Raw genomic sequence first — 23,886 nt, forward strand, 5'->3', positions numbered from 1 at the left:
TTTTACTTGAATACTTCTCCTGTTTCTTTTGCCCAGAGTAAAAGGTCAAGAAAATCTAAAGGAATTTCTAATCTCTTTGCCAGCTTCTTCATTTTTCCTTCAATCTCCTTATATTTTTTCTCCCCTAGGGATTTTGGGTATTCTTTTATAACCCCAAACTCTTTAAGATTTTTAAGAATGTGTCTGTCAAGAATAGCCACCTCTTTCCCAAAACCTATATTACGTAAAAAATGGCTTGCCTCCTTAAAACCCATACCTTTCACATTTCTTACAAGATATTCTCTTAATTCTAAGGGAGAGTTTATCTTTTTTATGTTTTCGTATAGGGAGTTATTTTTTTTAAAAAATTTTTCTCTAAGTTCTAATAAATATTCTGTCTTTTTGTTCTTAAATCTAACTTTCCTGAGTGCTTTATTTATTTCTTCTTTTGTTCCTTCAAAAAGGACTTTTTTTTCCTTCATTTTTAAAATGGCTTCCCAACATTCTTTTGCTTTAGACTGAGGGGTTAAGATACAAAAAGCTAATTCTGTGAATATATCAAGAGGAAGGAATCTTCTTCCAATTTCTCTGAACTCTTTCAATCTCTCCTTAATTATTCTCTTATGAGTTAAATAAAAGCTTTCAATTTCCTTTCGAACTTCATTATTAATGTTCATTTTGAACTTATCATATTGTTTTCTTCGATTGATGTCAAGACTTTACCCTTGACAAAGAGCTTTATAATTATAAAACTATTAATTCAGAGAATAATATGAAAGATTTTTATAATTTTTTGCAGAAAGGAGTTTTAAGAATCGAAGAAGAGTTTTCTCTAGTTAAGTTCTTTAAAAAAGGCAATTGAGATTAGAAGAATGATTATAGGAATTACAGGTAATACAGGGGTAGGAAAAACAGAAGTCTCTAAGTTTTTTAAAAACTGGGGTGCAACTATTATTTCTTGCGATGAGATCGGTTGGGAGGTTTTAAAAGAATCTTTTGTCGTTGAGAAGATAAAGAGTAAATTTGAAGGAGTTACTACAGAAGATGGTAAAATAAATAGAGAAAAGCTTGCCTCAATTGTTTTTAAAGACAAAAAAAAATTGCAAGAGCTGAATAAAATTGTTCATCCTGAGTTACTGAGAAGGCTAAAAGAAGCAATCGAGAAAGAAAGGAACAAAATAATAGTGGTAGATGCAGCTTTAATATTCGAATGGAAAATAAAGGATTGGTTTGATTTTATTATTTTAGTTATTTCTACAACCAAGAATAAATATAAAAGACTTCTTGCTCAAGGAATAGAAAAAGGGATTATAAAAGGGAGACTAAATTCCCAATTGGAAAGTAGATTTTTAACTAAGCTTTCGGATTTTGTTATTGAAAATAATGGAACACTAAAAGAGTTAGAAAAAAAAGCAAGAGAAGTCTGGAATAAGATATTAGAGAAAAAGAAAAATTAACTCTTTTTAAGATGGACATCCAATTGAGGATAAGGAATTTCTATTTTGTTTTCTTTTAAAGTCTTCCAGATTACAAATCTTGCTTCACTTTCAATTTTTTTTCTCTTGAAGGGATCATCTATCCAGATAGAAATTTCAAATTTTAAAGAATTTTCTCCAAACTCAGTGAAAAACACTTCAATAGGATGATCTTTTAAAATACCATTGAGTTTTGATAGACTTTTTGTAAGAATTTCTTTAACCAAAAAAGGATCAGAAGAATAAGAGATACCAATAGGAATTACTATCCTTATGATGGAATCCGAATGGGTGTGGTTTATTAATTCATTATTCACAAGCTCTGTATTAGGAATAATTACTTCAAAATTGTTAAATGTTCTTATCGTGGTTGTTCTAATTCCAATTTTCTCAACCCTTCCAATAAGTCCTTTCACCTCAATAAGATCATTTTTCACTACAGTTTTATCAGAAAGTAGGATAATCCCACTTATAAGATTATTAACTATTTCTCTTAAGCCAAAACCAATTCCAACTCCAAGAGCTCCTATTAGCACTTTAAGGGATGTAAGATCAATATTGAGAAACTCAAGAGAAATGAAGAATCCTATAACTATTATTGTGTAACGTATAATAATAGGAATAAGTCCACTTCTTGTTGATTCTAATAAAGAAGTCTTTTCAATTTTAGCTTTTATCCTATCTTCTATGAACTTAGAGAATTTAAAGAACGAAAAGAAAATAAGTCCAGATATAATAATTCCACTCAAACTGATTTTCTTATCTTCTATTTGAATTCTTGGAGTCCTTAGGAAAATAATTATATAATTAAGATATTTTGAGTGGTGCAGATAGGCTAACAAAGTGACAAGAAAGAAAATAGTCGCTCCACACTTAAGATTTATTCTTCTTTTATAGATTTTTAAAAGAGCGAGTGAGAATAAAAATAGAAATAAATAAAAGGAAAAGAAAATTAATAAATCAATATAGTTAATGGATAATATATTTATTCTTTTTATTAAAATTGCAGAAATAAAAAAACAAAAAGGAAAACCAGAATAAATGATTATCTTTTTTATTGACTGTTTTTTTGCAAGAAATAAAATAATTAAAAAGAAAAAAAGACTTAATCCTAGGAGATATATTAATTCTCTCATTTATTCAGCTTGTAATTTCATGGAGAGTTTCAGCGATTTCTGCTGTCTCTTGAGAAGCAGTGGATAATTCCTCTATAGAAGCTGAGAGCTCTTGAATAGCAGCTGATAATTCTTCAGAAGAAGCAGCATTCTCTTCTGCTATTGTTGCTATATTTCCAAGAGCTTCTGTTATTGCATTAACTTCTTCTTCTCCTCTTTTATTCACTTCAACAATTTGTCTTATCCTCTTTGTTATGTGATTTATCTCTGCAGCAATATCTCTTAGGAAGTCTGCAGACTTTAAAGAGGTTTCTTTTCCTTTGTTTACTTCTTCTATTGTTTCTTGAGTTTTTTGTATAACGGAGTTTATAACTTCAGATATTTCATTCGCTATCTCAGAGATTATTCTTGTAGCTTCTGAAGATTGATTTGCGAGTTTCCTTATTTCTTCTGCGACAACTGCAAACCCTTTCCCTGCCTCTCCGGCCTTCGTTGCTTCTATTGTTGCGTTCAGAGAAAGGATATTGGTTCTTTTACTTATTTCACGCACTTTTTCTGTTATTCCTGAGATTTCTTCAGAATATCTTTGTATCCCTTGAATAACCTCTTCTAACTCATGGATTGTATTTGTGACATTATCCATTGCAACTCTAACATCTTCAGAAGCTTTTTTCCCTTTCGCAGAGAGATCGGAGATGTTCTCTGATGAATTTAGGGTTTCTTGGGCAGAATCTAAGGATTGTCGGACTACTGTTAAAGCTTTTTGAGACATTAATGATGCATTTTGAGACTCTTCTGCCTGTTTTTCAGAAGCACGAGCTATTTGCTCCATAACTGTAGAAACTTCCTCAGAAGAAGCTGCCATTTGTTCTGCTGAAGCTGAAAGCTCTTCTGCTTGGGAAGACAATCTTTCTGCAACTTGATGCATTGTTTCTTTATCCTTTTGCAATTTCTTAATAAATTCGTTGAAAGAGGTGGCAAGTTCTTTAATTTCTGCTGTTAGAAATTTCTCGGATATTCTAACATTCATATCAACCTTACCATAGGATATTCTTTTTAAGTTCTCTCTGAGAATATTCAAAGGTCGAAAAATAGGATTTAATAATATGATTGTAAAAACTAAAGTAATAATAGTGGAGATAAAAGCAATCTTAACAAGAGTTTTTTCTAACTTCTTTGTAGCAATAAGAGATTCTTGAAGAGAAATCCCCACCCTCAATATTCCAAGAGGACCCTCTCTCTCAGGAGAAAAAATAGGAAAAAAACAATCAAGAAACTTCTCTTTTTTTATCTCTCTCGTAATCGAGAAACCTTTCCCCATTATCACATTATTCATTATTTTCCTTGGGAGAGTATCTTCTATTTGGATTTTTTCATCTTTTGCGAAAATATCACCAAAAGAATTATATACTTTTAAAAACAAAATATCTTTCCTCTTCATTATTTCAGAAAGAGTTGAGCTAAAAATAGTTGTATCTTGAGAAGATAAACTAAGTTCTACTATAGAGTTAATAGAACTCAATAAATTTTCTCCTTTTTCTTTTATAAGTGTCTCAAATTCTGTCTTGATGATAAAGCGAGAAGAGTAAAGAGTGAGCAGGTTTATAAATAAAATAATAAAAACTAATAAAATAGAAATCTGAACTTTTAGTGAATTGAACTTTATCATTATACCTCCTAAACGATAAAGTTATAATAATAAAAATGAAAGTCAAGATTTAAATATTTGATGTTAAAGAAAGTGCCCTCCTTTTTGTTTCTATAATAAATCTTCCTCCTCTTCGTCCTCGTCTTCCTCCTCTTCTTCCATCTCTTCCTCTATCAAGTTTTTATATTCTGATGGGCTGAGAAGGGTTTCTAATTCTGAAGGATCTGACATTTCTATCTTTACTATCCATCCTGTATCATAAGGATCCTTATTTATAAGCTCTGGTTTTGATTCAAGCTCTTCGTTCACTTCTATTATTTTACCTGAAACAGCAGCATAAAGATCTGTCACTGTCTTTACCGCTTCAATTGTAGCGATGGAATCACCTTGATTTACTTCCATCCCCACTTCAGGGAGGTCAATATAAACAATATCTTGAAGTTCAGCTTGGGCGAAGTCTGTTATACCCTGAGTAATTTCACCGTTTTCCCTTCTTACCCATTCATGATCTTCAGTGTATAAAAGGTCTTTCGGTATCTCCATAACTCCTCCTTTTTATTTCTTAATTCTCAATTGTGAAATTAGTATTGTTAAGAAAGAGAATTTGTCAAGCCCTTTTTAAAAACTTTTTATAAAGAAGCTTATTTTTTCAAAAAGATGAGTTTTCCTTCCTTTTTAAAGGAACCTATACTAAGTCTATAAATATAAATTCCACTAGGAAGTAGCTTACCTTTTATATCTTTTCCATCCCAGGAAAAAGTATAGGTTCCTGGAGAAAGGTTTTTATCAATAAATGTCTTCACTAAGTTCCCATAAATATTATAAATTTTTAACTCTATTTTATCTATCCTCTCAGGTATCCAAAATCTAATGTTTGTAAATTCGTTAAAGGGATTTGGAGTGGCAAGTACCCAAGGAGAGTTCTTTTTAAGTTCTTGCTCTTTTTCCGCAGAATATTGGGTCTTTACACAGAAAAGATAAGAAGAGATTTCACCGGAGAAGCTCTCTGTCTTATTTATCGTTCCTGATGTTGCATCTAAGGCAACCACATAAATAAAATGGAACCCAAAGGTTAAAGAATCACTCAATCCTATTTCCCAACTTACAGATGGGGTTCCTTCTCCAGAAGTTACCGCTGCTTCTTGCCAATAACCCTGAGTGGTCTCTAATTGATAAAAGATTTTTGTTATATTAGAATTAATAGGAGCTTTATTGTTTATAGAACTTCCAGTAAATATAGGAAGATTAGTAATTACCTCATCATTAGGGAAAGGATCGATTGTGGTAACAAGAGGAGAGGATTCTATCTTTTCTTCTTCTATAACTGTTAAATTATTACTCCCATAATTAGCAACATAAATTCTATTATTTTTAGAATTTATTTCTATTGCAATAGGACCTACCCAGGAAGGGCAGGTTGTTGTAGAGTTTGTTACCCCATCCACAACTGTTAAATTATCACTCCCAAAGTTTGCAACATATATTTTATTTGTTTTTAGATTTACTTTTACATCTATAGGTAGATTCCCTACATTAATAGTGGTTGTGCTTTTTGTTTCTCCATCAATGATTGTTAAGTCATCGCTTCCAGAATTTGCAACATAAATTTTGTTTGTGTTTGAATTCAGAGCTATTGCAGAGGGATTAACTCCCACTTGGACAGATGTTTTTTCAAAGGTTTCTCCGTCAATTATTGTTACATCATTACTTCCGGAATTTGCAACATAAATTTTGTTTGTAAGAACATTAAGAGCAATTCCTGTAGGATAAATCCCCACATTTATAATCGAAGTTTCTTCTGTCTCTCCATCTATAATAGTTAAATTATCGCTTTCTCTATTTATAACATAAATTTTATTTGTATTTGGATTTATGGCTATCCCTCTAGGCTCATCTCCAACATTAATTGTGCTTGTATTATATGTTTCCCCATCAATCACTGTTAAGTTATCACTACCTCTATTTACCACATAAATTTTATTTGTATTTGGATTTATAGCTATTAGAGAAGGGTTATCACCAACATTAATAGTGCTTGTATTATTTGTCTTCCCATCAATAACTGTTAAGTTGTCGCTCCCACTATTTGCCACATAAATTTTATTTGTATTTGGATTTACTGCAATTGCTATTGGTTTTTCTCCTACCTGAATACTTACTTTCTCATTTGTTTTCTCATCTATAACTATGACATTATTACTGAATATATTTGCAATATAGATCTTTTCTGTCTTGGGATTTATTCCTATAGCCACAGGATTATTTCCTGCCTCAACTGTTTTTGTAATTAAGTCTATGCCATCTATAATGCTTAAATCATCACTACTTGAATTTGCAATATAAATTTTATTCGTTAAAGGATTTATTCCAACCGCCCAGGGGTTGTCTCCCACGTTTAATATATCTATTTCGTTTGTTTCCCCATTTATAACGGTCACTTCATCGCTTCCTGAGTTCACCACATAAATTTTGTTCGTAATTGGATTTACCCCAACCGCAGTAGGAGTCTTACCAACTTTTAAATTGATCGAGTTATTTGTCTCTCCATCAATTATTGTTAAATCGTTGCTTCCTTCATTTGTAACGTAAATCTTATTTGTGTTTGGATTTATTGCTATTGCAAAAGGATTAATCCCAGAGCTTATAGTGCTTGTGTGATTCGTTTCTCCATCAATTATTGTTATGTTATGACTATAGTAATTCGCAACATAAATTTTATTTGTTACTGGATTTACACAAATTGATATAGGAGCTATCCCAACATTAATGGAAGTTGTATCATTTGTCTCTCCATCTATGACAGTTACATTATTGCTATAATAATTTGCAACGTAGATTTTATCCGTATTTGGATTCACTGCAATCGCACAAGGTTTTTCTCCAACCCCGATATTTATCTTATCATTTGTCTCTCCATCTATAATGGTTAGATCGTTACTATTTGAATTCGCAACATAGATTTTATTTGTTATTGGATTTATAGCAATTGCTTCCGGAGCGTCTCCGACTTTAATATTAGTTATAGAATGAGTTTCTCCATCTACAACAGTTAAATTGTCACTCCCTTTATTTACCACATAAATTTTGTTAGACCTTAAATTCACTCCAATTGCAATAGGTCCATCTCCTGCATTTAGGGTTGTAGTCTTTCCACTTACTCCATCAAGAACCGTTATATTATCACTGTTATAGTTTGCTATATAAATTCTATTTGTCTTGTAATTCACACCTATTGCACAAGGTCTATCTCTTACTGGAATTACACCACTTACCCAATCGCAATAAACACTCAAGGATAAAAGGAATAAAAAACAAAATAAAAAATTTTTAATATTTTTATAATTCATAAATAAACCTCCTTTTATCTTAGGATTTTCTTAACCCATTCCTTTTCTTCTTGAAAATCATTTTCTTCATAAAAATCATACAATTTTTCATATCTCTTTTTTATGTCAAAGCCAATAACGTAATGTAATTTTCTAAGGTCTACAGGGCAAAGATGAAGAGGTCTAGCATCACTTTCTTCAAGATGATTGGAACCATTCATAACACAATGGTAAAAAATACAATGGGAGATTCCAAAAATATGGCAAAGTTCATGGGAAAGGACCTTACAACTTCTTTTAAGGAGAATCTTTTTATAATCTTTTCTTCTTTCTTCCCCATAGAAAGATGGATCATAACGAGCAAAACTATATAAAGCTACTCTTTCTAAGATAGAAGCTTGTCCAAATACAAAATTCCATGAAGGCTCAGGATATAAATCTTCCATTGTGATTCCAACTAAACAAAATGCATTTCTTGGGAGGTTCTTTTTTAGGTAAGCGAGAATATCTAAGGTTAAGAATTGCTCTTTATTTGTGTAAGGATTCTTTCTTTTTGTTAATTTTAAATTTTTTATTTCAATATGGTTAAGATCAATCACATCCATCATAAAAAAAGCCTCAGTATATTTTTTAAGTTTCAAAATAGAAGGTGCATCAGGAGGGAATTCTCCAAGAGGTTGGAGATAAATTCTATTTCTATTTTTATCTGGAATATTAAAATAAGAATGAAGAAAGTCATCAAAAGTTTGTCCTTCTTCTATATGGTTAGAAAGCCAGTCATAAGGTCTAGGAGAAGGAATTGGATTAAAAAATTGAGAAGAGAAAAATTTTTGTAAATTTTTAGGTAAGTCTTTTAGGGAACCAATAGCTTCTCTTTTTTCCTTTTCCTTAGGCGGAGTAAACTTCATCTTTTATTCTTTTTTACCTCTATATCGCAATAATAAACCGAAGTTTCATCTACTTCTCTTACATTTCCTATAATTGTAAAAGAATCTCTTAACCTGATATCTTCTGAAGAGCTTCCAATCATGAGCTCTATTACTCCTGGTTCTACCACTTTTTTCATGTCTATATTATAAAAAGAAAGAAGTTTAACAGGAAGTTTTATTTTAATTTCTACTTCTTCCCCAGCTTCCAGATAAACTCTTTTGAATCCCTTTAGTTTCTTTACAGGTTGGGCTACACTTGCCACAGGATCTCTTACATACAATTGAATAACTTCGCTTCCGAAAAGTTTCCCTGTATTTTTAAGCAAGAAACTTATTTGTAAAGAATCATCTATTCCAACCTTTTTGTTTTTTATTTTCAATTTTGAATATTTAAAACTTGTATAACTTAGACCATGCCCAAATGGATATAGAGGAGTAATGGGTAAATCAAAATACCGAGAAGAGTGAACTATTTCCGAAGAAGCTGGTCTACCCGTATTTTTATGATAATAAAAACAAGGGACCTGTCCCGTGCTCCTTGGGATACTAACGGCTAATTTACCTCCAGGATTATAGTCTCCAAATAGAACATCCGCAATAGCATTCCCTCCCTGTATTCCTAAAAACCATGTTTCAAGTATTGCAGGAACTCTTTCGGAAAGAGAAGAAATAGCAAGGGGCCTTCCGTTAGAGAGAACCAATATAACTCTTTTTCCTATCTCTATTATTCTTTCGGCAAGTTTTCTTTGAATTTCCGGCAAGGTTATTTCTGAGCGACTTCTTGCCTCCCCGCTCATATCACGAGATTCTCCCAAAACAAGAATAACCACATCTGAATTCTTTGCTATTGAGATTGCTTCTTCAAAACCACTTTCACTATCACCGATTATTTCACATCCAGGGGCATAAAAGACTTCTGTCCCTTTAGAAACTTTCCCTTTTATTCCTTCCAAAATGGTCACAACATCTTTTTCCTCTCCCAAAGCACTCCAAGGACCAAGAGGAGAAGAAGCATCATTCGCAAGAGGCCCAATCACTGCAATTCTCTTAATATCTTTTCTTAAAGGAAGAAGATTCCCTTCGTTCTTTAATAAAACAATTGATTTACAAGCCAATTCTCTTGCTTTTTCAATATGTTCTTTATTTAGAGGAACCAATTTTTCTCTTTCTAAATTACAATATTTAAAAGGATCATCAAAAAGACCAAGTTTATATTTTGCTTTTAAAACCCTCCTTACAGCTTTATCCACAACGTCTTCTGAAAGTTTTCCTTCTCTTACCGCTTCAAAAAGTTCATTTCCAAAAACTCCTCCTTCCATATCCATATCTACTCCACTATATAGAGCTTTTATTCCTGCCTCCATTCTTGATTCTGCAATTCCATGGTTCAAAAGCTCTGGAATAGCTCTCCAGTCGCTAACAACAAATCCGTCAAAATTCCATTTTTCCCTTAAGAGATTTGTTAAAAGTTCCTTATTGGCACTCATAGGAATACCACTAATATCGTTAAAAGCGCTCATAATAGAACCTACACCAGCTTTAATTGCATAAAGAAAAGGAGGCAAGTAAACTTCATAAAGGGTTCTTATTGAAACTTCTGCGCTATTATAATCTCTTCCTCCTTCGCAAGCTCCATAAGCAACGAAATGCTTTGCGCAAGCGAGGAGAGTTGTAGAATCTTTTAGATCTTCACCCTGGTAACCTTCAACTTGAGCTTTTGCCATAACACTTCCAAGATAAGGATCCTCTCCAGCCCCTTCCACTATTCTCCCCCATCTTGGATCAAGGGCAATGTCAATCATAGGAGCAAATGTCCAATTGATTCCGAAAGCAGTCGCTTCAATAGCACTAATTCTTGATGCTTCTTTTACCGCATCTGGATCAAAACTACAAGCCCAGGCAATAGGAACAGGGAAGATGGTTTTACATCCATGAATAACATCAAGTCCAAAGATAAGAGGTATTCCGATTCGAGATTCCTCCACAGCAACTTCTTGGAATTTCTTAATAAACTCAACACCCCAAATGTTTAAAAAAGAACCAACTTTCCCCTTTCTTACTAACTCTAACTGTTCTTCTAACTTCTCCTTATCTGTTATTTTCCCAGAATATTGAGTAAGTTGCCCCAATTTTTCTTCCAAAGTCATTTCTTTTATTAAAGAATCTATAAATTCATCCATAGGGGCTCTAAATAAACTCTTCTCTTTCCCATATAACATAATGGGAACACTTAAACTCAAAAAGAAAAAAATCTTTATTATAGACAAAAGGCCTCTCCTTTTTAAAAAGAATAATTTCTTTATTCATTAACTCATTATATTAACAAATAAAAATAATTCAAGATACGAAATTTTTTCGAGATTAGATTTTAGTATAGAGAAAAGGTTATTTAAAGAGAATAAGAAGTTGTAGAGGAGGAGTTGCCCATTAAAGATAATTTACTTCTGGAATAGTCTTACAAGTTGGAGAATCAGGAGATCTCAAGAAAAGATATGTCTTAGATTTAAAATACAAAAATTCATGGTTACTTGACTTTTTCTATAAATTTTTTAATTTTTGTCTTAGAAATTTTAAAGAGGATCTATGAAAGGTATAATTTTGGCAGGCGGAGAAGGAACTAGGCTTTATCCAGTAACCCAGGTTATAACAAAACAACTTCTCCCAATTTATGATAAACCAATGATATATTATCCTTTATCTGTTTTAATGCTCACAGGAATTAGGGATATTTTAATTATCTCAACACCAAAAGATTTACCTCGTTTTAGGGAACTCTTTGGGGATGGTTCGCAATTTGGGTTAAGATTTCAATACAAAGAACAACCAAAGCCAAATGGTATTGCAGAGGCTTTTATAATTGGCGAGGAGTTTATTGGTTCAGATAATGTCTCTTTAATTCTTGGGGATAATATTTTTTATGGTCATGGGTTTTCGAAAATTTTGAGAGAATCGCTGCAAAAGGTCGAAAGAGAAAGTGGAGGAGTTATATTTGGGTATTATGTTAATGAGCCGGAACGCTACGGAGTTATTGAGTTCGATAAAAACGGAAAAGTTTTATCAATAGAAGAAAAACCAAAAAAACCAAAGTCCAATTATGTAGTGACAGGGCTTTATTTTTACGATAACGATGTAGTTAATATAGCAAAATCACTAAAGCCTTCCAAAAGAGGAGAATTAGAAATCACAGATGTAAACAACGAATATCTTAAAAGGAATAAGTTGAATGTTAAGCTTTTAGGAAGAGGTTTTGCCTGGCTTGATACAGGAACTCATGAAAACTTATTAGAAGCCGGAGAATATATCTCTATGATAGAAACTCGTCAGGGTTTAAAAATAGGCTGTATTGAAGAGATTGCATACAGAATGGGTTTTATAGATAAAAAACAATTACTAAAATTCTCTGAAAAATACAGGAATAATTATGGGAAATATCTAAGGAAGATTGCAGAAGAATAGATCATATAAATTCTTCGAATAAAATTGTTTTGTTTAGGGATTAATATTTGTTGTTGAGATGGGAAATTCCGATTTTGAAATTGAGTATTTGACAAAGCAAATAGCAAGAGGTGGAGGTGTTGCCCTCTTCGGTCAGGGATTGAGTAAGGGGATAAAATTCATCCTTCAAGTTGTCTTAACCAGAGTTCTTGGATCTGCTTCTTACGGACTTTATACTCTTGGACTTTCTGCAATAGGAATAATTCAAGGGATTTCAATGTTAGGGTTACCGCAAGGAACTTTAAGGTTTGGTTCTTTATACCTCAGCGAGGGCAAAAAATCCAGAGTAAAAGGAACAATAATTTCTTCCTTTCTAATTAGCCTTATTTCCAGTGCAATAATAGGTATTGTAATATTTTTCTGGTCTAGTACCATTGCAGGTAAGATATTTAACGAGCCTGAATTGGGCAAAGTTTTAAAGATTCTTTCTTTGACTCTACCTTTCTTCTCTCTTTTTAGCGTATGTATGCAAGCTTTTCTTATATTTAAAAAAATAGAATACTCTGTCGGTATAGAACTCGTTTTTATTCCTTTGGTTAGTCTCCTTATAGTAATTCCTTTATTTGCATTAGGGCTTCGTTTAAATGGAGCTATTTATGCCTATATTCTCTCAATCGTTTCTTCACTATTTTTAGGATTTTTTTTATTACGCAAAATATTCCCGGAACTATTCTCAGAGTTAAAACCAGAATACGAAATAAAACCTCTTTTTTTATATTCATTGAGTGTCCTTCTTGTGGGATTATCAGGTTTTCTGATTAACAAAGTTGACAAAATAATGATTGGAATTTTTATGACATCTCAAAATGTTGGAATCTACAATGCCGCATCTGTGGTAGCGTTCCAGGGCTCCTTAATTATTTATTCATTTCACGGCATATTCGCCCCTATTATCACCGACTTACACAACAAAAAGAAATTTTCTGAATTGGGCTTGCTTCTTAAATCAAGCACAAAATGGGCATTTGGGCTGGTTATGCCTCTTGTATTTATATTTATTCTGTTTTCAAAAGAGATAATGTTACTATTTGGGAACGAATTTTTACCGGGGTGGTCTATTCTTATCACTTTTAGTTTTATACAACTCGTTAATGTTGGTGTCGGTTCTGTAGGCTATATACTGATAATGACAGGGAAAGAAAAGATAGAATTAACAAATGTTACTGTTCTCGGTCTTTTAAATGTTGTTCTAAATTATTTTCTAATACCAAAATTTGGAATCCTTGGGGCAGCAATTGCAACTGGAATTTCTTATGCTCTTATAGATTTTGCCCGGGTTATAGAAATTTATTATTTCTATAAAATTCATCCCTATAAATTTTCTTATTTGAAGATAATCTTTGCGGGTTTGGTGGCAATAGGGTTAGTAATTTTTTTGAGAAATTTAATAGAATTCCAGGGATGGCTAAAATTATTAGAGGTTGCTATAATGTGTGTAGTTTATGGTATTATGGTATTTATAATGAGATTGGATAAGGAGGATATAATTGTATTAAAAGCCGTGAGAAATAAAATTTTTAAGGAGGAATAATTTGTTATATGCCTTACTAAAAGAAGTATCAACTAATCCTTTGTTATTAAAGATAATCAGATTTTTAAAATTAAATCAAATTATGAAAAAAATTTACTTTATGCTAAATACAATTCCCTTTAGAGAGAAAAAAGTAAATTTTATGGGAATAAGTGCAATTTTGCAAATATCTAATTACGATGAATTAAAAACTTTTGAGCAATTTTTTCGTGAAAACTATGGTGCCGAATTTCTTATGTTAAAAGCTCTACTTGAATTTCTAAATGAAGGTGATGTTGCCTATGATGTTGGGGCTAATATAGGATTATATACCATTTTAATGGCAAAGGAGGTTGGAAGTATAGGAAAAATTATTGCCTTTGAACCTGATAGTAAAAACTTTGAAGCTTTAAGGAGAAATTTAGAGGTAAACAGTCTAAATAATGTAAAACCAATCAAAGTCGCTTTAGGCGATAAAGTTAGCGAAGGTTCTTTATACATTAAAAAGAGAGTTGGCATAGGAGCTGTGAGTTTACTTCAAAATGAAGAAAGTGATTTTCGGAACACCACAAAAATTTTCCCAGGAGATTTTATTGTTGAAAGAAAAAAAATACCTTTACCGAAAGCAATAAAAATTGATGTGGAGGGTTATGAATATTTGGTTCTTAAAGGGCTCAAAAAAACGCTTTCAAATAATTCTTGTAAGTTGGTTTGCTGTGAGATTCATTCTAATTTAACTCCCGCTGGTATTACAAAAGAAAATATATTAAATTTAATCAAAAGCTACGGTTTCAATAAAATAAATACATACAAAAGAGGAAGTGAAATCCATGCTATTTGTTACAAATAAAAATTCTGCAAAAAGAGAGATGGAAGATTGAAAAAAATAGCTATAATTCATCCACAATTAATTGAAGGTGGTGGGTCTGAAGCGAAAGCTTTATATTTAGCAGAAGCATTAAAAGACGAATATGAAGTAACTTTGCTGACTCTTTATTCTTCTAGTTTGAACAGACTCAACGAATGTTTTGGAACAAATCTCACTTCCAGCGAGATTAGAATAATTGAACATCCTTTAGCCAATTTCTTTAGAAATTTTCGTTATTTTGATGCAATTCGTGGGGCAATTTTCGCAAGATTCTGTCGTAATTTTATAGATTCTTTTGACCTAATAATTTCTACCTACAACATAATGAATTTTAACAAAGGAGGGATTCAATTTATTGCAGATTTCTCCTTTAGCGACGAACTTAGGAGAAATTTAGCCCCCCAAAAACAAGGTTTAAAGAAAATATTTTATAACAAAAACATTCTTCGTGAGTTCTATCTTTCTTTTTGTAAATTTTTAAGTGGCTCTTCATCTAATGATTTTAGAGAGAATTTGACGGTTGCAAATTCAAATTGGGGTGCTAAGATATTAAGAAAAGAATTCGGTATAGAAAGTAAGGTGATTTATCCGCCAGTCGCCGAAGAGTTTATGCATATTCCCTGGGATAAAAAAGAAGATGGTTTTATTTATATTGGAAGAATTGTTCCTGAAAAAAGAATAGACTTTATAATTGAAGTTCTGGATAGAGTTAGAAGAGAAGGGTTTGATTTGCATTTTCATATAATAGGACCTCTCTATAATTCAACTTATGCTGAGTATCTTAAGAAGTTATCGAAAACAAAAGGAGACTGGATTAAATTAGAAGGAGCCAAATTTGGAGAAGAAAAGCAAGAATTCCTCTCTGGTCACAAATATGGTATTTCAGCTCATCCTAATGAATCTTTCGGGATTTCAGTAGCTGAGATGATAAAAGCAGGAGAAATTGTCTGGGTTCCTCGTGGTGGTGGGCAAACCGAGATTGTTAATAATGAGGATTTATTGTATAACAACTTTGAAGATGCGGTATCTAAAATAATTGCGGTTTTGAAGGACGATAAGAAACAAAAGATTTTGAGAATACATCTTGCAAAACAGGCAAAGAAATTTTCGGCTGAGAGGTTTAAAAAAGAAGTAAAAGAATTGGTGGAGGATTATTTTAGAAATGAATAAAATAGTTATCTCTTTATACGAAACCTATCCTCCTGCAAGCGGATGTGCTAATGTAACTTTTAATTTTACGAGATATTTAACTGGTAAAAAATATCTGTTTCAGTTCAGCACAAAGAAAGGAGAAGAAACCTTATCAAAAGATTTCATAATAAAAAACTTTTATTTGCCCTCTCACAAGAGAATAAAAAAAATTATTACTTTAATAAAAGAATTACCAGGATTAATTATAGAAATTAAGAAGATAAAACCCGGTTATATATTTCTTGAAGGTGCCTCAGGGGCAATTTTATTGTGGTATTTATTTCTCTATTTAAAACACTCAGATATAAAAATCCCTCTTGTATATCATTCGCATAATGTTGAATATGAACTGAGAAAACAGAAAGAAAGAGGAATAATAACTTTTTTAAGCCGGCTTGCGGAAAGAAATCTGGTAAACAAAGCTCACCTGACAACAGCAGTGTCCAGAGAAGACGCAGTAAAATTCAAAAAATTGTATGGTGTTAATCCTTATATCTTGCCAAATGGTGTAGATATTGAAAAATTTGAGAATATCAGTAATGATGAAGTGGAAAAAATAAAGGAGAAGTATAATCTTAAAGGAACCATTTTGTTTTTTATGGGGTTAACAGATTATAAACCAAATAAAGAAGCAATAGATTTTCTTATTAAAAATATAATGCCTGATATTATAAAAAAATACCCTGATGTAAAATTGGCTTTGATTGGTGGGGAGGTTAATTTTAATATAGAATGGCTAATAAATCCGGGGAGTATTCCTTTTAAGGAAGTCCCTCCTTTCATAAAAGCCTGTGATATATGCGTCGCTCCAATATTTTCGGGTTCCGGGACGAGATTAAAGATTTTAGAATACCTGGCAGCAGGGAAACCCGTCGTGGCAACCGGTAAATCAGCGGAAGGGTTAGAATTAGAAAAAGGAAGGCATTTCCTGCAAGCGGAGACCGTAGAAGAGTTCATAGAAAAGTTAGAATATCTATTGAAAAATCCTGAAAAAGGTAGAAAATTAGGAAGAGAAGGAGAGAAGATTGTTGAGGAAAGATATTCGTGGAAGAAGATAATGGCTGACTTTAATTGTTTTATCGAGGAGAGATTTTAATTTTTCTAAGGAGGAAAAGAGAAGTGAAGAATAGAATTTATTTTGTGAGGAAAAATAATAAAGAGTTGTCTGTTTTTCTATGCGTTCTTGGAATAATAATAAGAATGGTAATATCGTCAATTTGTGTTTTTAAAGAAAAAGAAGCGAAGTATTATTTCGGGAGAATACTTGGTAATCTTGTAGGTCTTCTTGAGTGTTTCTAAATTATGCTAATCTATATGATTTTACTATTTCACGGAATAAATGGTAGACGGAATGAAAGATGAAAATTTTAATTTCCGCTTATGCCTGTAATCCCCTTGCTCCAGCAGATTCACACCCTGGAGAAGATGTAATTGGCTGGAATTTAATTAAAAAGATTAGCCATTCTTTTGAACTTGTAATAATAACTCGTGAATATAATAAGAAAAATTTAATAGAAGCAATTAAAAAAGAAAATCTTAATAATGTTGTATTTTATTATATAGACTTACCATCTTTACCTCAAATCATAAAAAACAATTATTTCGGCTACAGAGTCTGTTACTGGCTCTGGCAGATTAAGGCATTCCTACTTGCAAAAAAATTACATAAGAAATACAATTTTGATGCTTTTCATCAACTCACTTTTAATAACGACTGGATGCCGAGTTACATCGGAGCATATCTCGGTTCACCTTTTATCTGGGGCCCTGTCGGCGGAGGACAGAAAGTTCCGAAAGTTTTTGGAAACCAATTGTGCCTAACGGATAGATTTAAAGAAATAACACGGAGTATTTTTCAGGAATTCTGGAGACATACACCAACAAGAATAATCGGAATGAAAAAAGCAAAAGCAGTTCTTGTCTGTAATGAAGAAACAAGAAAAAAAGTAGAAAAGTTTAACAAAAATATCTATCAATTCCCGGTGAACGGCATCTCCCAGGAAGACCTGAAACCAGGGGTTAAGATTGGAAATTTGAGGATTAGGGAGGAAGGTATTGCTAAATCCCAAACCTTAAATCCTAAATCCTTCAAAATATTATTCGCTGGTCGTTTCGACCCGATTAAGGCAATTCCTCTTGGCTTACGAGCTTTTGCTCGTTTTAATAAAAAATATCCCGATTCTATTTTTGAAATTGTAGGAGACGGTCCAGAGAAAATAAGAATTGAAAAAGAAATAGATAAACTTGGAATTCGAAATAGTGTTAAGATAATTTCCTGGTTACCAAGAGAAGAATTGATTAAAAAAATGAGAGAATCGGATGTTTTTCTCTTTCCTTCTTTGCGTGACGGAGGTGGGGCTGTTGTTGTTGAGGCAATGGCGGTAGGGATTCCGGTTGTCTGCCTTGACCTTGCAGGACCCGGATTTCATATTAAAGATGAATGGGGAATAAAAATTGAGGCTCGTAACCCGGAATATGTAGTAGAAGAAATGGCAAAAGCCCTTGAGAAACTGTATCTTGACCCTGAATTAAGAATACAGATGGGAATTAACGCCCGAAAACGAGCGGAAGAATACTACTTGTGGGACAAACTGGGAGGGAGGCTTCAAAAGATATACGAAGAAGCACTACATCTTAGGGATTAGGATTTGGGGGGTAGGATTTAGGAGAAAAAGATATAAGATTAGAATCTGGAGATTAGGAAAAGAAAAAAGAGGTAAAAATGGAGAATTTTGAAGAACTTAAAGTATGGCAAGAAGCTCACAAGTTAGTTTTAGAAATCTATGAGATAACAAAAGATTTTCCTAAGGAGGAACGGTTCAGACTAACAGATCAGCTTTGTCGTGCGGCTATTTCAATTCCATCTAATATTGTTGAAGGTCAATCGAAAAATACCACTAAAGAATACCTACAATCATTATATATTGCCAGAGGCTCTGTCGCTGAAACTAAATATCATTTATTATTAGCAAAAGACTTAAAGTTTTTGAAATTTGAAGATTACCGAGAAATTATTGAAGGTTATAATAAAGTCGGAAAAATGTTAAATGGTTTGATATCAGCTTTAAAAAGGAAGGAAAAAAATGGCTAAATCCCAATCCCCAAATTCCGAATCCCAACCTCTAAATCCTAAATCCCAAATCCTAAATCCTGATTTATCTCCTTTATATAACGTGGTCATCGGAGCAATCTGGGTTCTCATCTGGGGGGCTTTTTCTTCTTACGGCCCAGGGTTTGTGTTGAGTGATATTTTTACGCAGAGTCTTTTTAACTTTTTTAATGGCATTAGGGCTTATTTCCCTTTTCTTGCGGTATTTTTAGCCCTTATTATATTCGCAGGAAAAAAGGAAAGGGCTGATTTAAAATTTAAAAAACCGACGTTGTTTCTTTTATTGTATGGTATTATTGGTCTTGTTTCCTCCCTTCTATCTACAAGGGGAATTAATGCGGTTTACTGGGCTCTTCTTTATATTTCAGTTGTTGTTACAGGTTTACTACTAACCGGCTATGGAGAATCTACCAGAGAAGCAAAAATTTTAGTGAATACCAACTGGATTATCGCATTTTTGTTCGTTTTTTATCTCTCTTTTGGACCTCTCCGTTCTTATATTATCGGTCGACCTCTGCCGCAGTTTTATATGTTCCCAGGTAAGGTTGCACGTATTACTCAGAATGGCGTGGGCCGCTTTGCTGGTGTTGCAGTTCTTGTTGCCTTTTCGCGTTTCAGGCAACTTCGAAGCAAAAGAAATCGAATTTTATGGTTTCTTTTGCTCGGCTTTTCTCTCAATCTTCTATCTTTATGCCAGTCGAGAAGTGCTCTTTTGGGGTTCGCTGGAGGTGCTGCGATTATTCTTTTTTCCCTTCAGTTTCACTGGATTGCATTTTTTGCCCCTGTTTTTGCTCTTGTGATTTATCTTTCAGGATATTTGTGGGGGTCGAGAGGTTCCCTGGATGAACTTTTTTCTCTTTCCGGGAGAGTCAAAGGACAGTGGTTGCCGGGTCTTCATTTATTCAAGAAATCTCCTTTTGTAGGTTACGGATTCCACGCAGACCGTTTTATGTTGGAGGGAATCCATATGCATAACGCTTTCTTCCATTCGCTTGTTCAAAGTGGAATTCTCGGAACAATATTTTTTGTTTCCGCAATCTACGGAATATGGTTTATTGTTTTTAAGAAAAAATTAATTAGAAAATCCGCATATATAAAGAATCCCGAGAATATAATTCTTTCAGAATCTCTCGCAATTCTTACATTTTTTACCCTACGAAGTTTCTTTGAATCTACAGGAGCTTTTTACGGTGCGGACTTGTTTTTCCTTGTCCCTGCAATTATTTATATATACGCTTATTCGGAAAGGGAGGAGAATAAGAAATGAAAATCGCAATTTTTCCGATGTTCTATCCCCCAAGTTACGGAAGTGGACCAATCCTGATGGAGGAACTCGCAAAGTCTCTCGCCCTCAGAGGACATAAGGTAACCGTAATTACTACCCAGCCAGAGAAAGGGAAATGGAGAAGAGGCTTTGTTAGCACAGAATTGAAGGATAATTTGAAAATTAAAAGGACACGGACTTATCTATCTAAAGAAGGCCCGAAGAGATTTCTTTCCTGGTTGCATTATTCTCTCTATTCACTTTTTTTAAGCCTTGGAGAAAAATATGATGTTGCTTTCTTTCGTTCTCCTCCCCCTACACTTGCAATTACAGGATATATTTTGAAAAAGTTAAAAGGCGCCCACTTTGTTTTAAATGTTCAGGATATACATCCTGATCTTGCAATAAATAGCGGTATTTTAAGAAATCCATTTTTGATAAAATTGGCTAAGGAATTTGAGAAGTGGGCTTATAAGAAATCGGATGTGATTGTTGTAATAAGTGAGGGCTTTAAAGAAAATTTGATTGCGAAAGGTGTTCCGAAAGAAAAAATAAAAGTTATCCCGAACTGGGTGGATACGGATTTTATAACTCCCTTACCCAAAAATAACCCTTTAAGCCAACAGTTGAATCTCAATAAATCTTTCGTTATTATGCATGCGGGAACTCTTACGGTTACAAATTTTAAAGCTTTAAGTGCCTTACTTGAAGTAGCTCAAGAACTAAAAGATGAGGATCTTATTTTTGCCCTTGTCGGAGGGGGGTTATGCAAGGCAGATTTAAAAGAAAAAGCAAATGAACTTGCTCTTAAAAATGTTCGCTTTTATCCATTCCAACCCTTAGAAGATTTGCCATTACTTATGGCATCTGCAGATGTCCTTGTCGTTGCTCTTGATCCTGATAAATCTGTATCATCAGTTCCCTCAAAGCTCTACAATATTATGGCAGCAGGAAGACCTGCGCTTGGGCTTGTCCATCCAGATTCGGAAACCGCCTCTATAATAAGAGATACAAATTGTGGGGTTATTGCAGATCCAAGAAATAAAAAAGAAATTTTGAAAGCAATTTTAGAGTTAATGAGGAATAAAAAACTTAGAGAAAAATTAGGTGAAAATGGAAGGTTAGAAGCAATAGAAGAGTATTCTAAAGAGGTTGTTTTGAAAAAATATAAGCAATTTTTAGAGAATATATAGAAAGATTGCCCCTTGACTTCTTATTTATTCATCAATAAAATATAAATAACTCGGTCGCACAAAAGCGGGGCGGTAGCGGTGCCCCAAACCTGAAAGCCGCTATATGCAGGGCTATTGGCTTGGATGCGTCTATGTTCTTTTATTATGGGCTTCTTAAGAGGGGCGTTGAAGTTTGGGCCCTTCATAGAAAAGAGCTTCGAACCCCGTCAGGTCCGGAAGGAAGCAGCGGTAAGAAGTCTCTATTTCTGATGAAGGAAAGCCTAAATGGAGCTTTTTCTTAGGAGGCACCGATAAAAAACATAGGCAAAGCAAGCTGTGCGACTGAGGATAATTTATTTTTATGAGATATTTGGTTTTAACTCGAAAGTATAGACCACAAAATTTTGATGAAGTGATTGGGCAACCCCACGTCACAAGAACTCTTAAATCGGCATTAAGAAGTAAAAAATTGGGGCATTCTTATCTATTTTCAGGTCCAAGAGGCGTAGGAAAGACTTCGGTTGCTCGAATATTTGCAAAGGCTCTCAATTGTGAAAAGGGAATAATGGAAAATCCATGCAATCAATGTGATAGTTGCAGATCGGTAACTAATTGCAACTCCCTTGATGTTATAGAAATAGACGGGGCTTCTAATAGAGGCATTGATGAAATTAGGGCTCTTAGAGAAGCAGTAGCCTATACACCAACTCATTCTCGTTATAAAGTTTACATAATAGATGAAGTTCATATGCTTACAAAAGAGGCTTTCAATGCTTTATTAAAAACTCTTGAAGAACCTCCTTCCCATGTAATTTTTATTTTTGCGACTACAGATCCTCAAAAAGTTCCGAAGACAGTTTTGTCAAGATGTCAGAGATTTGATTTTAGAATTTTAAGTGAAGAAGAAATCTTTCGGAAACTCAAAGAAGTTGTGAGTGTTGAGAAAGTAAAAGCGAGTGACGAAGCGTTACATCTTATTGCATCTAGAGCAGAAGGAGCGATAAGGGATGCAGAAGGAATGCTTGAGCAACTAATTTGTTATTCTGAGGGTGAAATTACAGCAGAAGACGTTAGAGAAGTGTTTGGATTCATTGGGGATTCTTTATATCTAGATTTGTTTAATAATATAAAGAAAAAAGAAGAGAATGAGATTATTCGGCGTTTAGAAGAGATTGTTCAAAAGGGGTATGACCTTAAAGAATTTATCTCAGGATGGTTAAAATTCCTTAGAAGGATTATTCTTTTTAAGATGGAGATAAGGAAAACTTCCCTTCCTTTTGAAGAGGAGATGAAGATTGCGGGAGAAGATGTTTCAATGGATTTTTTGACAGCTCTTCTTAATTTATCGGTAGAATTAGAGAAAGACCTCAGGCTAATGAATCATTCTCCTATCTATCTTGAACTTGCGATGCTCAGAATGGCTAAACTTCCTCTTTTGGAGGACTTAAACACAGTAATGGAAAAGCTTTCTAAAAGTTCTTCTTTAGAGAATAACCCTAAGGTGGAAAAAGAGACTTTTATCGCTAAGGATGAATTAGAATTTTCGAATGTAGAAACACTATGGAATGAAATTATGAAAAGAATAAATGGAATTTATGGAAAGAATTTTTTAAAAACTTTTCTAAGAGACGCCAAACCTATTTCTTTTGAGGATAATATTTTGAGGATAAAAGTCCCGTCGACCCATAAAGAACATTTAAAAGAAGATCTGAGCTTTTTGAGAGAAGCAATAAAAGAATTGACAGGTAAGAATGTAGATATAGAGATATTGACTTATGAGCAGAAAATAGAGCCTAAATTAAGTAATGACCCTTTGGTTAAAAAAATAAAGGAGATATTCAATGCTGAAGAACATTTTTGATTTTGTTAATTTGCAGAAAAAGGCTGAGGAACTTAAGGAAGAGCTAAAAAAAGAAAGAGTAACTGCTGAAAGTGGTGGTGGAATGGTGAAAGTTCAAGTAAATGGATTTGGGGATGTTATAGATCTTGAGATTGAGGAAAAACTTATTACAATAAAAGATAAGGAGTTATTGGAAGATCTAGTCGTTTCCGCTATAAACAAAGGCAGAGAAAAAGCAAAAGAAATTTTCCAAGAAAAGCTTCAAGAGGTAATTGGTTTACCTCCTTTAGAAGGAATAAAAGATTTAATATCTTGAAAGTCCCATCTACTTTTGCCCGTTTTATACAAATGCTTCAATTACTACCTGGAATTGGAAAGAAGTCTGCGGAAAGGATTGCATTTTATCTTTTAAGTAACCATAGTGTTGGAGAAAAAATTCTTGATTCTTTAGAAAAAACGCTTAAGGAAATAAAATTTTGTAATAAATGTGGAAATATAGCGGAAGGAAATTTATGTGAGATTTGTGCTTCTCCTAATAGAGACAGGACAACAATATGTGTGGTTGAGAAATCAATGGATGTTTTTGTAATAGAACGTTCCAATTCCTTTAAAGGATTGTATCATGTTCTTGGAGGGGTCCTTTCTCCTCTTGATAATGTAGGGCCTCAGGATTTGAATATCTCTTCTCTTTTCGATAGAGTTAAAGCAGAAGGGATTAAAGAAGTAATTATTGCCACAAATCCTACAACTGAAGGAGAGGCGACAGCTTTGTATATAGAGCAAAACTTAAGAGTTCTTGGAATAAAGATCACTCGTATAGCAAGAGGAATACCTTTTGGGACAGATATTGATTTTGCTGATGAGCTTACTTTAAGTAGGGCTATAAAGGATAGAAAGGAATATAAAGAATAAAACTCTAAAGATGAACTGTAAAAGGACTCTTTCCGAATAAGTTTAAATAATCT

21 protein-coding genes and 1 other RNA gene are annotated in these 23,886 nt (G+C 33.3%); 15 read left to right on the forward strand and 7 right to left on the reverse strand.

What is annotated here, in order from left to right:
* Positions 1 to 2 precede the first annotated feature (2 nt).
* Positions 3 to 656, reverse strand: a complete 654-nt coding sequence (locus tag ABIN61_01470; GenBank protein MEO0292876.1) for an N-glycosylase/DNA lyase — start codon at positions 654 to 656, stop codon at positions 3 to 5.
* 195 nt (positions 657 to 851) lie between these two features.
* Between ABIN61_01470 and coaE the strand changes: the two genes are divergently transcribed.
* A complete protein-coding gene (coaE, locus tag ABIN61_01475; GenBank protein ID MEO0292877.1) occupies positions 852 to 1,436 on the forward strand; it encodes a dephospho-CoA kinase in 585 nt (194 codons plus the stop codon).
* On the opposite strand, the gene ABIN61_01480 is transcribed toward coaE, so the two are convergent.
* The 6 genes from ABIN61_01480 to bglX form a co-directional block, all read right to left on the reverse strand.
* Positions 1,433 to 2,203: a mechanosensitive ion channel domain-containing protein gene (locus ABIN61_01480; GenBank protein ID MEO0292878.1), complete on the reverse strand. Its 771-nt coding sequence runs from the start codon at positions 2,201 to 2,203 to the stop codon at positions 1,433 to 1,435. The genes coaE and ABIN61_01480 overlap by 4 nt on opposite strands.
* Before the next feature lie 391 nt (positions 2,204 to 2,594).
* Positions 2,595 to 4,238, reverse strand: coding sequence for a methyl-accepting chemotaxis protein (locus tag ABIN61_01485; GenBank protein MEO0292879.1), 1,644 nt, complete (start codon positions 4,236 to 4,238; stop codon positions 2,595 to 2,597).
* A 90-nt stretch (positions 4,239 to 4,328) separates the two neighbouring features.
* On the reverse strand, positions 4,329 to 4,760 hold the full coding sequence (gene gcvH, locus ABIN61_01490) for a glycine cleavage system protein GcvH (protein ID MEO0292880.1): 432 nt from the start codon (positions 4,758 to 4,760) through the stop codon (positions 4,329 to 4,331).
* 98 nt (positions 4,761 to 4,858) lie between these two features.
* Positions 4,859 to 7,564 (reverse strand): beta-propeller fold lactonase family protein, encoded by a 2,706-nt coding sequence (locus ABIN61_01495; protein MEO0292881.1) that lies wholly within the window; start codon positions 7,562 to 7,564, stop codon positions 4,859 to 4,861.
* Positions 7,565 to 7,578: 14 nt separating this feature from the next.
* Entirely contained in the window at positions 7,579 to 8,451 is an 873-nt protein-coding gene (locus tag ABIN61_01500; protein MEO0292882.1) for an archaemetzincin, read from the reverse strand.
* Positions 8,448 to 10,739, reverse strand: a complete 2,292-nt coding sequence (gene bglX / locus ABIN61_01505) for a beta-glucosidase BglX (protein ID MEO0292883.1) — start codon at positions 10,737 to 10,739, stop codon at positions 8,448 to 8,450. The genes ABIN61_01500 and bglX overlap by 4 nt, the downstream gene beginning before the upstream one ends.
* Positions 10,740 to 11,055: 316 nt before the next feature.
* Here bglX and rfbA point away from each other — a divergent pair, with 316 nt between their 5' ends.
* From rfbA to recR, 14 genes are all read left to right on the forward strand, one after another.
* Positions 11,056 to 11,928 (forward strand): glucose-1-phosphate thymidylyltransferase RfbA, encoded by an 873-nt coding sequence (gene rfbA, locus ABIN61_01510; protein MEO0292884.1) that lies wholly within the window; start codon positions 11,056 to 11,058, stop codon positions 11,926 to 11,928.
* 58 nt (positions 11,929 to 11,986) lie between these two features.
* On the forward strand, positions 11,987 to 13,498 hold the full coding sequence (locus tag ABIN61_01515) for an oligosaccharide flippase family protein (GenBank protein ID MEO0292885.1): 1,512 nt from the start codon (positions 11,987 to 11,989) through the stop codon (positions 13,496 to 13,498).
* Position 13,499: 1 nt separating this feature from the next.
* Positions 13,500 to 14,327, forward strand: a complete 828-nt coding sequence (locus ABIN61_01520; GenBank protein MEO0292886.1) for an FkbM family methyltransferase — start codon at positions 13,500 to 13,502, stop codon at positions 14,325 to 14,327.
* Positions 14,328 to 14,354: 27 nt separating this feature from the next.
* Positions 14,355 to 15,515, forward strand: coding sequence for a glycosyltransferase family 4 protein (locus tag ABIN61_01525; GenBank protein ID MEO0292887.1), 1,161 nt, complete (start codon positions 14,355 to 14,357; stop codon positions 15,513 to 15,515).
* Complete coding sequence (locus ABIN61_01530; protein ID MEO0292888.1) at positions 15,508 to 16,632, forward strand: glycosyltransferase family 4 protein; 1,125 nt, start codon at positions 15,508 to 15,510, stop codon at positions 16,630 to 16,632. Before ABIN61_01525 ends, ABIN61_01530 begins: the two co-directional genes overlap by 8 nt.
* Before the next feature lie 23 nt (positions 16,633 to 16,655).
* The gene (locus ABIN61_01535; protein MEO0292889.1) at positions 16,656 to 16,835 is read left to right on the forward strand and encodes a hypothetical protein; all 180 of its coding nucleotides are present in this window, start codon (positions 16,656 to 16,658) and stop codon (positions 16,833 to 16,835) included.
* 59 nt (positions 16,836 to 16,894) lie between these two features.
* Positions 16,895 to 18,181 carry a glycosyltransferase family 4 protein gene (locus ABIN61_01540; protein MEO0292890.1) on the forward strand — a complete coding sequence of 429 codons (1,287 nt, stop codon included), beginning with the start codon at positions 16,895 to 16,897 and terminating at the stop codon, positions 18,179 to 18,181.
* Positions 18,182 to 18,258: 77 nt separating this feature from the next.
* Entirely contained in the window at positions 18,259 to 18,627 is a 369-nt protein-coding gene (locus ABIN61_01545) for a four helix bundle protein (GenBank protein MEO0292891.1), read from the forward strand.
* Positions 18,620 to 19,912, forward strand: coding sequence for a hypothetical protein (locus ABIN61_01550; GenBank protein MEO0292892.1), 1,293 nt, complete (start codon positions 18,620 to 18,622; stop codon positions 19,910 to 19,912). The genes ABIN61_01545 and ABIN61_01550 overlap by 8 nt, the downstream gene beginning before the upstream one ends.
* Entirely contained in the window at positions 19,909 to 21,102 is a 1,194-nt protein-coding gene (locus tag ABIN61_01555; protein ID MEO0292893.1) for a glycosyltransferase family 4 protein, read from the forward strand. The genes ABIN61_01550 and ABIN61_01555 overlap by 4 nt, the downstream gene beginning before the upstream one ends.
* 54 nt (positions 21,103 to 21,156) lie before the next feature.
* Positions 21,157 to 21,423: signal recognition particle sRNA large type (gene ffs, locus ABIN61_01560), an RNA gene on the forward strand.
* Positions 21,424 to 21,442: 19 nt separating this feature from the next.
* Positions 21,443 to 22,942 (forward strand): DNA polymerase III subunit gamma/tau, encoded by a 1,500-nt coding sequence (gene dnaX, locus ABIN61_01565; protein ID MEO0292894.1) that lies wholly within the window; start codon positions 21,443 to 21,445, stop codon positions 22,940 to 22,942.
* Positions 22,923 to 23,237 (forward strand): YbaB/EbfC family nucleoid-associated protein, encoded by a 315-nt coding sequence (locus tag ABIN61_01570; protein ID MEO0292895.1) that lies wholly within the window; start codon positions 22,923 to 22,925, stop codon positions 23,235 to 23,237. The genes dnaX and ABIN61_01570 overlap by 20 nt, the downstream gene beginning before the upstream one ends.
* A complete protein-coding gene (gene recR / locus ABIN61_01575; GenBank protein MEO0292896.1) occupies positions 23,234 to 23,833 on the forward strand; it encodes a recombination mediator RecR in 600 nt (199 codons plus the stop codon). Before ABIN61_01570 ends, recR begins: the two co-directional genes overlap by 4 nt.
* Positions 23,834 to 23,886: the final 53 nt, after the last annotated feature.

The organism is candidate division WOR-3 bacterium, assembly GCA_039804165.1.
GTDB lineage: Bacteria > Hydrothermota > UBA3072 > UBA3072 > UBA3072 > JAFGHJ01.

What these genes read in the sequence shown, in the direction of transcription:
- rfbA (MEO0292884.1), top strand. Translation starts at nt 11,056, where the DNA reads ATGAAAGGTATAATTTTGGCAGGCGGAGAAGGAACTAGGCTTTATCCA.
- ABIN61_01550 (MEO0292892.1), top strand. Translation starts at nt 18,620, where the DNA reads ATGGCTAAATCCCAATCCCCAAATTCCGAATCCCAACCTCTAAATCCT.
- ABIN61_01500 (MEO0292882.1), bottom strand. Translation starts at nt 8,451, where the DNA reads ATGAAGTTTACTCCGCCTAAGGAAAAGGAAAAAAGAGAAGCTATTGGT.
- ABIN61_01530 (MEO0292888.1), top strand. Translation starts at nt 15,508, where the DNA reads ATGAATAAAATAGTTATCTCTTTATACGAAACCTATCCTCCTGCAAGC.
- ABIN61_01555 (MEO0292893.1), top strand. Translation starts at nt 19,909, where the DNA reads ATGAAAATCGCAATTTTTCCGATGTTCTATCCCCCAAGTTACGGAAGT.
- ABIN61_01485 (MEO0292879.1), bottom strand. Translation starts at nt 4,238, where the DNA reads ATGATAAAGTTCAATTCACTAAAAGTTCAGATTTCTATTTTATTAGTT.
- ABIN61_01570 (MEO0292895.1), top strand. Translation starts at nt 22,923, where the DNA reads ATGCTGAAGAACATTTTTGATTTTGTTAATTTGCAGAAAAAGGCTGAG.
- ABIN61_01515 (MEO0292885.1), top strand. Translation starts at nt 11,987, where the DNA reads ATGGGAAATTCCGATTTTGAAATTGAGTATTTGACAAAGCAAATAGCA.
- ABIN61_01470 (MEO0292876.1), bottom strand. Translation starts at nt 656, where the DNA reads ATGAACATTAATAATGAAGTTCGAAAGGAAATTGAAAGCTTTTATTTA.
- ABIN61_01495 (MEO0292881.1), bottom strand. Translation starts at nt 7,564, where the DNA reads ATGAATTATAAAAATATTAAAAATTTTTTATTTTGTTTTTTATTCCTT.
- dnaX (MEO0292894.1), top strand. Translation starts at nt 21,443, where the DNA reads ATGAGATATTTGGTTTTAACTCGAAAGTATAGACCACAAAATTTTGAT.
- ABIN61_01545 (MEO0292891.1), top strand. Translation starts at nt 18,259, where the DNA reads ATGGAGAATTTTGAAGAACTTAAAGTATGGCAAGAAGCTCACAAGTTA.
- coaE (MEO0292877.1), top strand. Translation starts at nt 852, where the DNA reads ATGATTATAGGAATTACAGGTAATACAGGGGTAGGAAAAACAGAAGTC.
- ABIN61_01540 (MEO0292890.1), top strand. Translation starts at nt 16,895, where the DNA reads ATGAAAATTTTAATTTCCGCTTATGCCTGTAATCCCCTTGCTCCAGCA.
- gcvH (MEO0292880.1), bottom strand. Translation starts at nt 4,760, where the DNA reads ATGGAGATACCGAAAGACCTTTTATACACTGAAGATCATGAATGGGTA.